Origin of the sequence: Nocardia sp. NPDC006044, from assembly GCF_042871115.1 — a bacterium.
GTDB lineage: Bacteria > Actinomycetota > Actinomycetes > Mycobacteriales > Mycobacteriaceae > Nocardia.
Window position 1 is genome coordinate 391,258 of sequence record NZ_JBIAID010000002.1, and the last position, 14,662, is coordinate 405,919.

The 14,662-nt window shown below is 66.6% G+C and carries 15 protein-coding genes; 5 read left to right on the forward strand and 10 right to left on the reverse strand.

Annotation, left to right across the window (positions count from 1 at the left end; translation table 11 throughout):
* The first annotated feature begins 3 nt into the window (after window positions 1-3).
* Together ACFYO1_RS19475 and ACFYO1_RS19480 are read left to right on the forward strand one after the other, a co-directional pair.
* Entirely contained in the window at window positions 4-1,092 is a 1,089-nt protein-coding gene (locus tag ACFYO1_RS19475; protein WP_387232633.1) for a TIGR03857 family LLM class F420-dependent oxidoreductase, read from the forward strand.
* 134 nt (window positions 1,093-1,226) lie between these two features.
* Window positions 1,227-2,066 (forward strand): hypothetical protein, encoded by an 840-nt coding sequence (locus ACFYO1_RS19480; RefSeq protein ID WP_387232636.1) that lies wholly within the window; start codon window positions 1,227-1,229, stop codon window positions 2,064-2,066.
* Here ACFYO1_RS19480 and ACFYO1_RS19485 read toward each other — a convergent pair.
* The gene (locus tag ACFYO1_RS19485; protein ID WP_387232639.1) at window positions 2,043-3,038 is read right to left on the reverse strand and encodes a helix-turn-helix domain-containing protein; all 996 of its coding nucleotides are present in this window, start codon (window positions 3,036-3,038) and stop codon (window positions 2,043-2,045) included. The two genes, ACFYO1_RS19480 and ACFYO1_RS19485, sit on opposite strands and share 24 nt — an antisense overlap.
* 240 nt (window positions 3,039-3,278) lie before the next feature.
* Between ACFYO1_RS19485 and ACFYO1_RS19490 the strand changes: the two genes are divergently transcribed.
* Both ACFYO1_RS19490 and ACFYO1_RS19495 read left to right on the forward strand, forming a co-directional pair.
* The gene (locus tag ACFYO1_RS19490; protein ID WP_387232642.1) at window positions 3,279-4,502 is read left to right on the forward strand and encodes a cytochrome P450; all 1,224 of its coding nucleotides are present in this window, start codon (window positions 3,279-3,281) and stop codon (window positions 4,500-4,502) included.
* A gap of 28 nt (window positions 4,503-4,530) precedes the next feature.
* On the forward strand, window positions 4,531-5,340 hold the full coding sequence (locus tag ACFYO1_RS19495) for a hypothetical protein (protein ID WP_387232645.1): 810 nt from the start codon (window positions 4,531-4,533) through the stop codon (window positions 5,338-5,340).
* Window positions 5,341-5,382: 42 nt separating this feature from the next.
* Here ACFYO1_RS19495 and ACFYO1_RS19500 read toward each other — a convergent pair whose 3' ends face one another.
* The gene (locus ACFYO1_RS19500; protein WP_387232648.1) at window positions 5,383-5,727 is read right to left on the reverse strand and encodes a winged helix-turn-helix transcriptional regulator; all 345 of its coding nucleotides are present in this window, start codon (window positions 5,725-5,727) and stop codon (window positions 5,383-5,385) included.
* Here ACFYO1_RS19500 and ACFYO1_RS19505 point away from each other — a divergent pair.
* The gene (locus ACFYO1_RS19505) at window positions 5,726-6,160 is read left to right on the forward strand and encodes a DoxX family protein (protein ID WP_387232651.1); all 435 of its coding nucleotides are present in this window, start codon (window positions 5,726-5,728) and stop codon (window positions 6,158-6,160) included. The genes ACFYO1_RS19500 and ACFYO1_RS19505 overlap by 2 nt on opposite strands.
* Window positions 6,161-6,195: 35 nt before the next feature.
* On the opposite strand, the gene ACFYO1_RS19510 is transcribed toward ACFYO1_RS19505, so the two are convergent.
* The 8 genes from ACFYO1_RS19510 to ACFYO1_RS19545 form a co-directional block, all read right to left on the reverse strand.
* Window positions 6,196-7,869 (reverse strand): PucR family transcriptional regulator, encoded by a 1,674-nt coding sequence (locus tag ACFYO1_RS19510; RefSeq protein WP_387232654.1) that lies wholly within the window; start codon window positions 7,867-7,869, stop codon window positions 6,196-6,198.
* A 97-nt stretch (window positions 7,870-7,966) separates the two neighbouring features.
* On the reverse strand, window positions 7,967-8,407 hold the full coding sequence (locus ACFYO1_RS19515) for a DUF1931 family protein (protein ID WP_387232657.1): 441 nt from the start codon (window positions 8,405-8,407) through the stop codon (window positions 7,967-7,969).
* A gap of 14 nt (window positions 8,408-8,421) precedes the next feature.
* On the reverse strand, window positions 8,422-10,071 hold the full coding sequence (locus ACFYO1_RS19520; RefSeq protein ID WP_387232660.1) for an FAD-dependent oxidoreductase: 1,650 nt from the start codon (window positions 10,069-10,071) through the stop codon (window positions 8,422-8,424).
* Window positions 10,071-10,337: a UBP-type zinc finger domain-containing protein gene (locus tag ACFYO1_RS19525; RefSeq protein WP_387232663.1), complete on the reverse strand. Its 267-nt coding sequence runs from the start codon at window positions 10,335-10,337 to the stop codon at window positions 10,071-10,073. The genes ACFYO1_RS19520 and ACFYO1_RS19525 overlap by 1 nt, the downstream gene beginning before the upstream one ends.
* On the reverse strand, window positions 10,334-10,786 hold the full coding sequence (locus ACFYO1_RS19530) for a thioredoxin family protein (protein ID WP_387235231.1): 453 nt from the start codon (window positions 10,784-10,786) through the stop codon (window positions 10,334-10,336). The genes ACFYO1_RS19525 and ACFYO1_RS19530 overlap by 4 nt, the downstream gene beginning before the upstream one ends.
* 15 nt (window positions 10,787-10,801) lie before the next feature.
* Window positions 10,802-13,432: an ATP-dependent chaperone ClpB gene (gene clpB, locus ACFYO1_RS19535; RefSeq protein WP_387232665.1), complete on the reverse strand. Its 2,631-nt coding sequence runs from the start codon at window positions 13,430-13,432 to the stop codon at window positions 10,802-10,804.
* Window positions 13,414-13,731 carry a chaperone modulator CbpM gene (locus ACFYO1_RS19540; RefSeq protein ID WP_387232668.1) on the reverse strand — a complete coding sequence of 106 codons (318 nt, stop codon included), beginning with the start codon at window positions 13,729-13,731 and terminating at the stop codon, window positions 13,414-13,416. The genes clpB and ACFYO1_RS19540 overlap by 19 nt, the downstream gene beginning before the upstream one ends.
* The gene (locus tag ACFYO1_RS19545) at window positions 13,728-14,657 is read right to left on the reverse strand and encodes a DnaJ C-terminal domain-containing protein (protein ID WP_387232671.1); all 930 of its coding nucleotides are present in this window, start codon (window positions 14,655-14,657) and stop codon (window positions 13,728-13,730) included. The genes ACFYO1_RS19540 and ACFYO1_RS19545 overlap by 4 nt, the downstream gene beginning before the upstream one ends.
* Window positions 14,658-14,662: the final 5 nt, after the last annotated feature.

A 14,662-nucleotide genomic window follows, 5' to 3' on the forward strand; every position in this document is an offset into this window, starting at 1 on the left:
CTCGTGCTCGAACAACTCAATGAACTGGCCTACTACTGCGTCACCCGACACCCCGCCGATGCCAGGGTGCTCTTCCCGGAGGCACGCACCGCGGAGGAGATCGGCCTCGGATCATGCATGATCGGCGAACGCATGACCGTCAAGGATTCCGCGGTGCTGTCCGGCGGAATTGCCGGGTGCACCACCGATCTGGGGGTCGCGGCGGCCGCGACGAATCACCACACCCGGCACCCGATGGTCACGGCGACCATGGGCTCGACAATGCACGCACTGACCGAGGGCCGGTATGCGATGGCCTTCGGCCGCGGCATGGCGGCGAATTGGAAGGCGATCGGGCTACCGGCGGTCACCGAGGCCCAACTCCGGGACTTCGTCGACATTCTGCGGCGGTTGTGGGCAGGCGAAACCCTCATCGACCGCAAAGGGCCGGCCGGTTCGTGGCCAGTTCTGTACCACCAGAACGGATTAGCGGACGCACCGCCGATCGGTTTCGTCGCGGTCGGCCCGAAGACCCTCGAACTCGCCGGAGAGATAGGCGATTTCGTCATCCTGCACACCTTCTTCTCCGAGGAAGCCACCGCGAACTCCGTTGCGGCGGTACGCCGTGGCGCCGAACGAGCCGGCAAGGACCCTGACAGTGTCCGAATCTGGTCGTGCCTGGCCACCGCGAGTGACGCACTCTCCGACGAGGATCAGCTACGCCGCCGGACCGGCCGCCTGGTGACCTACCTCCAGGCCTACGCCGACGTCCTCATCAACGCCAACGGCTGGGACCCCCAGGTCTGGGAGCGGATCCGCGCTACCCAGCTCTTCCAGGATGCCGCCGCGGCCGGACCGATCGACGCCTCCGCGTCCGTGGAAGTCCTCGAACAGTTCGACGCGCTCATCCCCGACGAATGGCTCAGCGCCGCCGCCTACGGCACACCGGAACAGTGCGTACAGAAGATCTCCCGCGAGTTCGACCTCGGCTGCCACTCCGTGATCATGCACGGAGCCAGTCCGCACGAACTGGCGTCGGTGGTCGAGGCTTATCGAGCGAATCGCCCGGTGCTGCGCCGGAAAGTGGCGGCGAATCCGGGAAAGTTTCTGTGATACATCGTAATTAGGCTGTAAGAACCTTCGGCATTGCCCAAGGCGGCACTGATCCGCGCGATTGGCGTGGATGTTCCATTCGGTTGGCGTGTGTGTTCAAGTGTGGTGCGGCGTCACTTTCCTATGGTCATCTCATGAATTCCATCAGCTACCCGGTGTTTCCGGTCCAGTGCGATATTCGGGTGCGGCAGGGCGATCTCGGGCGAAACGGCGCCGTGAGCACGGTCGGGATGGCTCGTTGGCTGGAGGACGCTCGGATACGGGTGCGGCTGTCCCGGTTCGAACGGCTCGTCGATGCCGGTGGGTTCGGAGCCCATCAGATCATCTTCGTCAGTCAACGGATCGAGCGGCTGGCACCCGTCTACGGGACACACGCGGAGGTGAAGGTGCATACCGGCATTCGCCGGATCGGGCGGTCTTCGTTCACCTATGCGCAGGCGGTGTTCTCCAGGGGCGAGCTGGTGGGGCGCGGCGGGGCCACGGTGCTGAACCTCGGTCCGGCGGGGCCGCTGGCGCTGCCGGATGAATTGATCGCGGATCTCACCGAGCTGTCCGTACCGGATTCGAGTGGGACGGAGAATCGGCCGGGCGCGGAACGTCAAAAGCGCGACCACTACGTGTTTTTCGCTCCGCTGCGCGCGCGGATCGGCGATGTCGACATCAATCAGCACGTCAATTACCTGGCGCTCACCACCTGGTATGACGAGGCGATCGCGGCGTTCACGGCCGCGGCGCTCGGCGCGGACGGGCTGGTGCCGGATCTGGCGCCGTCGTCGTATCGGATCGACTACCTCGGCGAGGTCACTTATCCCGGTGACTACGAGATCGGCGTTCTGGTAACCGCTTTCGATGCCGATTCGGTGCACTACGAACTCGGGATCTTCTCCGGCAACACCTGTTTGGGCATCGGCGACGGTGCCGGAGCGCGAGGCGTGTTGTCCGCCAGAGCTTTAGGACCCGGTGGACCGCACTGAACGGGCGTACTCGACGGGCGTCTGACCGTAGCGTTTCTTGAAGGCACGGATGAAATGGCTGCTGTCGGAGAATTGCCAGTACGCGGCCAGTTCGGTGACGCTCGGCGGTCGGGTCTGGGCGAGGGCGGACCGGGCCTGCGCCAGCCTGCGGTGGCGGATGTAGCCGGTCACCGACTCACCTGCCGAGGTGAACGCTCGTTGCAGGGTGCGCACGGAGACGTTGAGTTCCCGGGCGAGCAGCGCCGGGGACAGCTCGGGCTCGGCGAGCCTGCGGTCCGCCGCTTCCTTCGCCGCTCGGACGAGCGCCGGTCTCAGCTCGGGTTCGGCATCATCGAAGCGGCCCGTCACCACGGCCTTGGCCAGTTCGAGCAGGGCACCGTGCGCGGCGTGCACACCGGCGGGACCGAGGTCGGTCACCGTCGCATGGACCATGTTCGTGTGGGCCAGCAGCAGGCGCATCTCGGCGGAATCCGCCGACTCGGTGACGCAGCGGTTTCGTAACCGGGGATCGAACGCGGTGGCAGGCAGCGTCACGATCTGCACCGTGGTGTGCGGCGACGCGCCGAAATGCAACGGCGCGCCGTGCCGCAGGAGGAACTGCCCGGCCCGCACCGTGTGTTCGCCTCGACCGGCCACGCCTCCCAGCGACCAGACGCCGCGCCGCACCACATACATCCGCACCTGGTGCGCATAGCCGTACGGAGTGCCCGCCGTCCGGATGACCGACGCGCTGTCGAGATCGGTGATCGCCACGTCGTGCAGCTTTGCCACGCGACTGCGGACCCGGAAATCGCCGGTCGTGGCCTGGCTGAAGGTCGGTAGCGGAAAGGCCGCGCCGACCTGCGTCTGCCAGCCGTGGCGGAAGGTGTCGAACCCGCGCGAAACGGCACCCCCGACGGTGGAGTCCAGGGAGAACCCTCCGCGCGAGCCGGCGAACTCCGCTCCGGTGCTGTCCATCGCCTGCCGATCCATTCCGTGTTCCCTGATCGGAGCCTATTTTCGCGCTCGCTCCAATTCAAGCTCGGCCGTATACGGCACACTTTGCGATTCGTCCGCGGCGGTTGTCATGGCGCGAACATTCCATTCGGATGGCGCAGCGGTGCAAGCGTGCGCGGAGCCGATATTCATAGGCTTCGAAGTGCCCGGTCAGGTTCGCAGGAGAACGAGATGACCTGTAGTGCAGAGGGATTCGGGTAATGGAGGAGGAAGCACATGGAACATGAACCGATAGTTCTGGATACCGCCGGTGCCGACATCCAAGGCGAGTCGGCCCGGATCCGCGGCCGCGGGCCGATCACCCGGGTCGTGCTACCCGGCAATGTTCCCGCCTGGTCGGTGACCGATGCGGCCGTACTCCGCCGCCTGCTGACCGACTCCCGGGTATCCAAGGACGCACGGCGGCACTGGACGGCGTTCACCACGGGACAGATTCCGGCGGATTGGCCGTTGCGTTCGTGGGTCGGCGTCGACAATATGTTCACCGCCTACGGGCCCGAACACCGGCGATTGCGAAAGCTGGTCGCCCCCGCGTTCACCCACCGCCGGACGATGGCGATGCGTCCACGGATCGAAGCGATCACCGCCGACCTGCTGGACCAGCTGTCCACGACCCACTCCGGCGCGGTGGTCGACCTGCGGCGGCAGTTCGCTTACCCGGTGCCGATTCGCGTGATCTGCGAATTAATCGGCGTCCCAGAGCATTTGGCCGCCCCGCTGCACTTCTGCGTGGACCGGTTCTTCGACACCTCGGACACGCGCAAGGATCCACCGGCCAACTATCTCGAAATGTACGGTCTGGTAAGCGAACTCGTCGGCTACCGCAGAGCCGAGCCGGGCGACGACATCACCAGCCTGCTGACCGCCGCCTACGACGAGGACGGTGCCCGGCTGACCGAGAAGGAACTGGTCGACACCCTCATGCTGATCATCAGCGCCGGGCACGAGACCACCGTAAACCTGCTCGACCAAGCGATTTTCGCGCTGCTGACCCGTCCCCGGCAGCGAGCCGATGTGCTGGCGGGGAGGTCGAGCTGGGCTGATGTGGTGGAGGAGGCGCTGCGCTACCAAGCGCCGCTGGCGCATCTGCCGCTTCGGTTCGCGGCCGAGGATCTCGACATCGATGGCTTCCGCATTCCGCAGGGGGATGCCATCCTCGCGTCCTACGCCGCGGCCGGTCGCGATCCTCGGGTGCACGGGTCCACCGCCGACGAATTCGACGTGCATCGCGACACCAAGGGGCATCACCTCGCGTTCGGGCACGGGGTTCACCATTGCCTCGGCGCGCCGCTGGCCCGGCTCGAGGCGCAGATCGCGTTGCCCGCGCTGTTCGCTCGGTTCCCGGAGCTCAGCTCGGCCGGCGATCCGACCGAGCTGCGCCCCGTGCGCAGCTTCATCTCCAACGGGCATTCCCGGCTACCGGTCTACTTGCACCGTTAGCCGCTGGTCGGCCACCTACGATGACGCAATGGGGTTGGATGCCTTCGTGCGCTGCCGGTGCTGGCAGGACGGTCGCACCGCGACCGCGCCGGTCCCGGCGGACCTGATCGTCGAGGACGGCGAAGGCTATCTGACGTTCTCGATGCCCTACGAAGGGCACGAAGATCAGCACCGCAGTGTCGACGGCTGGATTCGGGACGGCGCGTGTCCGCACAAACGTATGGACCTCGTGTCCGAACGGATCTCGAATTGGTCCGGCTACCGGCTCTTCCAGTCGGCCTTGACGGCGAGCGGCACAGCCGCCTTCCCGACCCTTTCCGCGGAGCTTCCCAGCGGCAACGGTGGCCTGCTTCCGCCAACGTCAGCCTTGGCCGCGCTTGCCGAAATCGACCTGTTCCGAGCACAATCCGAGGTCGGCACCCACACGGACCTCGTCGACGCCGCGACCGGCGAAACGCTGATCACCGGCGTACCGTCCTATAACGGCGTCTTCATCTGGGACGGCCGGACCGGACACAGCTTCGCCCTCGACGCCGACGCAGGCTTCACGATCACCGATACCTCCACAGATCCCGAATCAGAGGTCTTCCGGGCACGCGAATTCACCCAGAAACAATCGTGGCGAGGCGGAACCTGGTTCACCGACCTCGACACCGGACAGCGAACAAGGATTCCGGCCCGCGCGCCGATCAACCCGAAGAAATTTCCGGCCTATCCGCGCCGACTGCGCGTGCGGAAAACTCCGGTCACCCCAGACCATTTCGACTACCTACTCAACCCATTGACCAGAGTGCTTCAAGCCTCCGTCGACACCGGCAACCCGGTCGTGTGGTGCTGACCGGAAGGACGACAGCAGTTTCCGGAGATGCAGGTCTTGCACCTACTGTCCCTGGTGCGCGGCGGCCGATTCCTGGAAATCGACGAGCGCTTCTCCGTGCGCCTGCGCCCACTCGGTCAGCATCGCTATCGGCTCCTGGAGCGTCCGGCCGAGGGGGGTCAGGCGGTATTCCACCCGCGGCGGCGCTTCGGCGTACCGCTGCCGATCGATGAGACCGTTGCTCTGCAGACGGCGCAGGGTCTGGGTGAGTACCTTGCGGGAGATCCCGCCGGACAGCGCGACGAGTTCGCTGTGCCGCTTGGGGCCGTCTTTCAGCGCGTACAGGGTGAGTACGGACCATTTGTTCGCGATGATCTCGATTGCCGTGCGCGCGGGACAGTCGGTCATGAACATCGTTCCGGCAGCAGAGCTCACGATCCGAAGGTTACCAAAAGGTACCTTTCGGATCCTTAGCGTTGCCGCCATGCATATCGCAGCCTTGATCCTGTCCGTCCTGCTCGCTCTGGCAATGCTTCAGTCCGGCGTGATGAAGTTCGTCCGCCCGGCCTGGATCCGCCAGTTCGCCGAAGCGGTCCACCTCAGCACGTCCCAGCTCGCCGCCCTCGGCAGCCTGCAAATCGCCGCCACGGTCGGTCTCATCGGGGGCATCTGGTTCCCGCCCTTCGCGATCGCCGCCGCGATCGGGCTGGTGCTCTACTTCACCGGCGCGATCCTCGCCCACATCCGCACCGGCGACCGGAACATGCTGGGCGCCATCGTTTTCCTCGCGTTCTCGATCGCGACGTCGGTCGTACTCGTTCTCGATGCGCGCATCGCCTGAACCCCCGGATCCGTGACCGGCACACCATTTGCTGGTCACGGATCCGGGATCACGGAGAGGAATTGCCAAGCGCGCGTTGCGGCTTGGAGATTGAACCGGGTGTTCATATCGCGCAGGTCGAAGCCGGTGAGTTCGCGGATACGGCCGAGGCGGTAACGCAGGGTGCTGCGATGGATGTGGAGCACGGCGGCGGAATCGTCGTAGTTGCCGCCACATTCCAGATACTGGGCCAGGGTGTAGACGAGATCGGAGTTCCGGTTGTCGTCGTAATCCAGTAGGGCGCCGAGCCATTCGCACACGAAGTCCTCGACCTGGCCCTGGATGTGTGCCGCGTCGACCAGACGATAGAAACCGAGTTCGTCGAATGCCGTTGCGCCGTCCGGGATGCGCGACCGTAGCCGGATGTGCACGGCCCGGTGCGCGTCGGCGAAGGAGCGCGCGAGATCGCTCGGTTGCTCGCACCGGCCGCTGATGCCGATGGTGATCGAGGTTGTGTCGACACCCTCGCGGATGGCGTGGTGGAGGACGGCCGGATCCGGCCGGCGATCGGTGACGAGCACGATCATGCCGCTGTGCCGACCCTGGATCGATTGCAGCCCCTGAGCCGACGCAGCGCGGCTCGCCACCTCGGCGATCGCATCGAGGCGACTCGCGCTGTGCACCAAGACGACGTAGTGCGTTCCGCGCAGATCGTGTCCCAAAGCCTCGGCACGGGCGTAGGCACTGTCGTTGTCGGTACCGGCGGCCAGATCGTCGACGAGATCGCGGCGCAACCGCAGTTCGATCTCGGCGAGATTGCGCTGGTGGGCGAGTTCGAGGGCGAGCATGGTGCTGCCGTACGCCAGCGCGAACAGCTGAGGCTCGGCCACCAGATCGTCCGGATCGATCAATGCGAGGGTGCCGAGGACCTCGGCACGCGGCTTCACCAACATGATCACCCGGTCGTGGACCCGAAGCGGCGCATTGTGCGTTGCCAGCCGGCGCAGTAGTCGATCACGCTGCTCCGGCGCGGTTTTGGGATACGGGTCCGGCCGGCCGGGTCCCGACCAGGCCCGGAGATTGCCGAAGGGGTCCTCGACCGCGACCGGAAAATCGGTCAGCTGGGCGATGGCGTCGGCGATACCCTGTTCGCCCTGTCCGTAGGCGGCGGCTCCGGAGAGCACCTCCAGTGCGCGCGTCTGCCGTTCGAGACGCAGGACTGTGGCGGCCAAATGTTCGTTGATCTCGGTGAGTTCGGCCGCATGCAGGCAGGCGCGTTCGTGGGTGGCCGCATTGGCCAATGCCGCACCGGTGATCTGCGCCAGCACTTCCAGCAGGAATATCTCGTCGGGCCGCGGCGCGCGATCGGAGCTGACAATCAGTGACCCGAAGACCCCGGACAAACTCCCAAGGACAAACGCCCAACTCCATTTCTCGTCGGCCAAGGTCACGCTGCCCGCGCCGTCCTGGGCGCTGACCTGCGCGTCCAGGCCGGGCTGTGCGAGTCGCCCCGGTGGGTACCGCTGGAATTCGCCGTCCACCCGGCGGTAGCTCGCCAGCGTGCGACACGAGCCGAGGGAGGGGACGGCCGCGCCTGCCATGCGCAAGATCTCCACCACTTCGTGCTCGCTCGACAGCGCTGCGGACAACGCGCACAGCCCGCGCAGCGACATCAGCTGGACGCCTGCCAATCCGTTGACGATGGGATAACTCAATAGGGGCTGGTTCATGGCAACAGGCTCTGGCCTCCGGGGTCGGATGTTGATCACGAGCTACCCCAGCCCCTCCGGCATTACGCAGTCCAGCCGAATATGCACCGCTAATGCATCAAAGCAGCAAATGGAATATCTCGAATACCACCGACCATTCGGCGGTCCCCGGATGCTTGGCCTTCGGGTCGATCGCGACGAACGTCTGCGCGAGCGCCATACTCAGACCGCCGGCGATCAGCGGCAGCCGGCGCTCGGTCTCCTCCGCGAGCGAAACGTCCAACGGCGGACGGGCGACGAGCTGGTCGAGCAGCGGTTGCAGCTCGATCTCCTCATCCAGCTTCTCGAACCGATGGATGCTCTGCTGCAGGCCCGCGGTGATCGGCAGATCCCACGGTTCGATCACGTCGCGCGCGTTCGCCTTCGCCGACGCCTTGGCGACGAGGAACAGGTCGTAGATCTTCTCGTCGATGAACTCGTCATAGCGCTCGAGGTCATTGTGGTGCACCTGCAGCCCGGCCGCGGCGCGGAAGAAACGCTGAAACTTGGTAGCGCCCATGATCGGCATTTCGGTCAGCTCCTCTCGAGGTATTCGTGAATGTGGCGCACCGCCATCGCGCCTTCGCCGACGGCGGACGCGACCCGTTTGACCGAGCCGCTACGGACGTCGCCCACCGCGAAGACGCCGGGCGCGCTTGTTTCGAGTGGTAGCGGCCGACGGCCGGACTCGCGCTGATCCTCGGCCGGATACACCGCGTCCAGGCCGGTACGGACGAAGCCGTGCGCGTCGAGCGCCACGGAATCCGCCAGCCACTTGGTGCACGGCGCCGCGCCGATGAAAACGAACAGTGCCCGCACCGGGAGCGTCTCTCGTTCCGCGGTCCGATTGTTCTCGACCTCGACGGCATCGAGCTCGCCGTCCCCGATCAGTTCGCGCACCTCGGTGTTGCGGTGCACCGTCACTCGCGGGTGCTGCTCGATCCGTTCGACCAGATATCGGGACATGCTCTTGCCCAGATCCTCGCCCCGGATGAGCAGGTGCACGTGCTCGACGCGGCCGGCGAGAAACACCGTCGCCTGTCCGGCGGAGTTACCGCCGCCGACGATCGCCACCGGGTCCACGCCGCATATCGACGCCTCCTGGTGGGTGGCGGCGTAATACACACTGGTGCCTTCGAGGCGCTCGATCCCGGGTACGGTGAGTCTCCGATAGCGGGCGCCGGTGGCCAGGACCAGGGTGCGGCCGAGCAACGCGCCGCCACCGGCCAGCCGCAGCAGATGATGTCCGTCCGCGGCTTCCAGCCCGACCACCTCCGCGGACACCAGCAACCGGGCACCGAACTTTCCGGTCTGGATGACCGCCCGCTCGGCCAGTTCGGTGCCCGAGATGCCCGCGGGAAAGCCCAGGTAATTCTCGATGCACGAGGAGGTGCCCGCCTGCCCACCCGCTGCGATCGCCTCCAGCACCGAGGTGTCGAGTCCGTCCGCGGCGCCGTACACCGCGGCGGCCAAACCGGCCGGGCCGGCACCCACCACGATCAGATCGCATGCCTCGCGCAGCGTGTCCGGCACCGGAAGGCCGACGAGACGCGCCAATTCCGCGTTCGTCGGATTGCGCAGCACTCGCTCGCCCCGCCAGATGACGACCGGCGTGTCCTCGGCTCCGATACCGAGCGCACGCAAGAGCTGTTCGGCCCGGCGGTCGCGCTCGAGGTCGATCCAGTCGTGCGGCAATCGGTTTCGCATCGCGAACTCGCGCAGCCGCCGGGTGTCGGACGAATAGCAGGAACCGATGATCCGGAACCCGGATAGCATGCCGAGCAGCCGGCAGCGGCGGAGCAGATACGCACGCAGAATGAGGTCGCTGAGCATCGGATCGTGTTCGACCAGTGCGCGTATGCGGTGGACCGGGACGGCCAGCACTTCGCCGTCCTCGATCATCTCCGCGGTGTAGAACGCGACCTGACCTTCCAGCAGACCCAGCTCGCCGAGGAATCGGCCTGGCCCGTGAATACGCAGCACTCGGCGTTCACCATCATCGTCGTCGACGATCGCGACGCGGCCGGACAGGATCACGAAGAACTCATCGCTTCGCGCGCCGGCCCGCACCACGATCTCACCGGCGCGCACCGGCCGACGGGTACCGCCGGCGGCGAGCGTCGCCACCTGCGCTTGCGACAGTCGCGGAAACTCGCCCCCGTCATCGGGGGTTTCGACGCTCATCAGACGAAGTTCTGGTGGACGTAGCACCAGCGCCAATTCTCGCCGGGCTCCATCGATTCGACGATCGGGTGACCGACCCCGGCCGCGTGCGCTCGCGCGTGCCGCATCGGGGACGAGTCACAGCAGCCGACGTGCCCGCAGGTCAGGCACAGCCGCAGATGCACCCACGGCGTGCCGAGCCGAAGACACTCTTCGCACCCCTGCGGTGTCCGCGGTGCCACCGACCGGATGGCCGCGACGTGGGGATCGGTATGGGTCGAAGTCATGCGCTCACGTCCTTTTCCGCTCGGTCGGACAGGGTTTGGTCCAGCCATCGCCGAAGTTCCGGCACCGGAGCGGCGCCGGCCTGCCGGGCCAGCACCTCGCCGTGGTCGAGTACCAGCAAGGTCGGCACGGCCCGGACGACGAACCGCTCGGCGGTGCGAGGTGCGGCGTCGACGTCGACCTTGACCAGCTTCAGTCGACCGGCACGTTCGGTCGCGAGCCGTTCGAGGGCCGGGCTGACCAGCACGCAGGGCCGGCACCAGGTCGCCCAGAGGTCGACAAGGACGGGCACCGAGGACTTTTCGGTCACCTCGGTGAAGTCGTCGTCGCCGGCCTCGACCATCCAGGGCAACGGTGCGTGGCAGCTACCGCAGCGCGGCGTGCCCGCCGCCACGGCCGGAACCCGGTTCAACTTCCCGCAATTGGGGCATTTGATCTTGGCGATTTCCATAGTCATACCTCGTTGTCATGCCGCGGCCGCGGGCGCGGAGTACGCGACGGCGAGATCCTCACCGGCCACCGTGACCGTGACCGTGCCGCCCTGACCGATGTCGCCGCGCACGAGCGCGCGGCCGATCTTCGTCTCGACCTCGTGCGCGATGAAGCGGCGCAGCGGCCGCGCGCCGTAGACCGGATCGAATCCGCGCTGGGCGATGAGCCTGCGGGCTTCGGGGGTGATGTCGAGCGTGATCTGCCGTTCGGCCAGGCGGTGCCGCAGTTCCTCGAGTTGCAGGACGACGATGTGCTCGATCTGGGGCAGTGTCAACGGCGTGAACAGCACGATGTCGTCCACGCGGTTGAGGAACTCGGGACGGAAGTGCCCGCGCAGCTCGGCCAGCACCCGATCCCGTGCGTCCGGCTTGATCTCGCCGTCGGCGGTGACGCCGTCGAGGAGATGGTGGGAGCCGATATTCGAGGTCATGATCACCACGGTGTTGCGGAAATCGACGTGCCTGCCTTGCGAATCGGTGATGCGGCCGTCGTCGAGCACCTGTAGCAGCGTGTTGAAGACGTCGGCGTGCGCCTTCTCGATCTCGTCGAACAACACCACCGAGTACGGCTTGCGGCGCACCGCCTCGGTGAGCTGCCCGCCCTCGTCATAACCGACGTAGCCGGGCGGCGCGCCGATCAACCGGCTGACCGTGTGCCGCTCCTGGTACTCGCTCATGTCCAGGCGCACCATGTTGTCTTCGCTGTCGAAAAGTGTTGCGGCCAAGGTCTTCGCGAGTTCGGTCTTACCGACGCCGGTGGGGCCGAGGAAGATGAACGACCCGATCGGCCTGCGTGGATCACGGATGCCCGAACGTGCCCGGATCACCGCGTCGGCGACGAGTTGCACCGCCTCCTCCTGCCCGATCACCCGCTCGTGCAGGATCTCATCGAGCCGCAGCAGCTTCTCCCGCTCGCCCTCCTGTAGCCGGGCTACCGGGATGCCGGTCCACGCGGCGACGATTTCGGCGATCTCGTCCTCGGTGACCACCTCGCGCAGCAGCGGCTGCTTGCCCTGCTTGGTCTGCAATTGTTCCTCTGCCGCTTGCAAATTGCGTTCCAGCTCGGTGATCTCGCCGTAGCGCAATTCGGCCGCGCGGTTGAGGTCGTAATTGCGTTCGGCCTCCTCGGCTTCGCGGCGCAATTGCTCGAGTTGCCCACGCAGTTCCTGCACTCGGCGGATCGCCTGCCGTTCGGCCTCCCATTGAGCGTGCCGCGAGTCCGCCTCGGCCCGCACATCGGCAAGCTCACGCCGCAGTTCCTCGAGCCGGGCCTTGCTGGCCGCGTCGGTCTCCTTGGACAGTGCCGCCTCTTCGATCTCCAGCCGCGTCACCTTCCTGGTGAGTTCGTCGAGTTCGGCCGGCATCGAGTCGATTTCGGTGCGCAGCCGCGCGCAGGCCTCGTCGACCAGGTCGATGGCTTTGTCCGGCAGGAATCGGTCGGTGATGTAGCGATGCGACAGCGTTACCGCGGCCACCAGCGCGCCGTCCTGGATCTTCACCCCGTGGAAGACCTCGAGGCGTTCGCGCAGCCCGCGCAGGATGGACACCGCGTCCTCCACGCTGGGCTCGTCCACCAGCACCGTCTGGAACCGGCGTTCAAGTGCCGCATCGGATTCGATGTGCTTGCGGTACTCGTCCAAGGTGGTCGCGCCGATCATGTGCAACTCACCGCGCGCGAGCATCGGCTTGAGCATGTTGCCCGCATCGAGCGATCCTTCCCCACCGGATGATCCCGCGCCGACCACGGTGTGCAGCTCGTCGACGAAGAGCAGGATGCGGCCCTCGGCTGCCTTCACCTCCGACAAAACGGCTTGCAGCCGCTCCTCGAACTCGCCGCGATACTTCGCCCCGGCGACCAGCGAACCCATATCGAGGGAGAAGATCGTCTTGTCGCGCAGGCCTTCTGGCACGTCACCGCGGACGATGCGCTGAGCCAAGCCCTCCACGATGGCGGTCTTACCGACACCGGGATCGCCGATCAATACCGGATTGTTCTTCGTCTTCCTGCTCAAAATCTGTGTCACCCTGCGGATCTCGGCGTCTCGGCCGATGACCGGGTCCAGCTTGCCCGCGCGGGCTTCGGCCACGAGATCGCGGCCGTACTTCTCCAGCGCCTCGTAAGCGCCCTCCGGGGTCGCGGAGGTCACCCGCTGATTCCCCCGAACCGTGGTGAGCGCCTGCAGGAACGACTCCCTGGTGATGCCCTGACCCGCGAGGATCCGGCCCGCCGCGGTGCCCGGACCCTCCTCGGCCAACGCCATGACCAGATGCTCCACCGAAACGTAGGAGTCCTTGAGCCGCTTGGCTTCTCGCTCGGCCGATGCCAGCAACGCGGCCAAACGCCGGGTGACCATCACCTGTCCCGGCGCGGCGCCGGGACCGCTCACCTTGGGCCGGCGGGCCAGTTCGCGATTCAAGTCGGCGCGCAATGCGTCGAGGTCCGCACCCGCCTGGTCGAGCAGCCGGGGCACCAGTCCGTCCGGTTGGTCGACCAGGGCGAGCAGCAGATGCTCGCCGTCGACCTCGCTGTGCCCCAATCGCGTCGCGATGTTCTGCGCTTCGCTCAACGCTTCCCGAGACTTCTCCGTCAACGTGCTGGTGTCCATCGGGACGTCCTCCTTCGAGGATCGGCTTCGAGTTCTTCGATTCGGTTCAGCAGATCGAGCACCAACCCGATTGCCGCGTAGTTCAATCCGAGCCCGGACCGCAAGCGCTGGATTCGGGCGGCCACGGCCACCGCGGACGGTTCGAAGCGAAGATCGGTGCCTTCGCGCGCACCGTCGAGCAGCCCGAGCGCGACCAGTCTGCGCACCAGGCTCGGATGCAGACCGCAGCGCCGGGAGAACTCGTCGAGCCGCACCCCCGCCTGCCGCACGATCACGTATTGCCGGGTGGGTGCGCTCATTGCTCTCTCCTCGGATCGAACGTCGACGCGGCGGCCAACTGCTCGAACAGCTCGCGTTCGCGCGCAGTCGGTTTCGCCGGCACCATCACCTTGACCTCGGCATACAGGTTGCCGTCGGCGCCGCGGGGATTCGGCATGCCCGCGCCACGCAGGCGCAGCTTGCGTCCGGTCGAGGAGCCCGGCGCCACTTTGACTTTCGCCTCGCCGCTCGGTGTCGGGATCGCGACGGTGGCGCCCAGCGCCGCCTCCCACGGGGACACCGGCAGGTCGAGGTAGATGTCGCGACCGACCAATCGGAAGCGCGGGTGCGGCCTGATGTGCACCACCAGGTAGAGGTCGCCCGCCGGCGCGTCACCGCTGCCCCGGCCACCCTGGCCGGCCAGCCGGATCCGCTGGCCGTCGATGACGCCGGCCGGGATATCGACGTCGTAGCTGCGCTCACCGAGCCGCAGCTTGCGTTTGCCGCCGCGGTAGGCCTCCTCCACGGTCAACTCCAGGACGGCCTCCTGATCGGCGCCGGGAATCGGTCCGTAGCCGCCGCCCCGCCCACCGAAGATGTCGCCGAATATGTCTCCGAAGTCGACGTCGCCATCGAAACCGCGGCCGAAGTGCACCCGGGTCCCGCCGCGACCGCCACCGAAATCGCTTCCGCCGCCGCCGAATCCGCCGGACGCCGCACCGACCCGTTCGTCGTAATCCTCCGGCACCCGCCGGAAGTCCGCGCCGAAGCGGTCGTAGCGACTGCGCGTCGCCGGATCGGACAGGACCTCGTAGGCCTCACTGACCTCCTTGAACCGATCCTCCGCCGCCGGATCGGCATTCACATCCGGGTGATATCGCCGAGCCAGTTTGCGATACGCCTGCTGGATCTGATCCTTGTCGGCGTCGCGCGGAACCCCGAGGATCTCGTAGTAGTCGCGCGCCATCGACG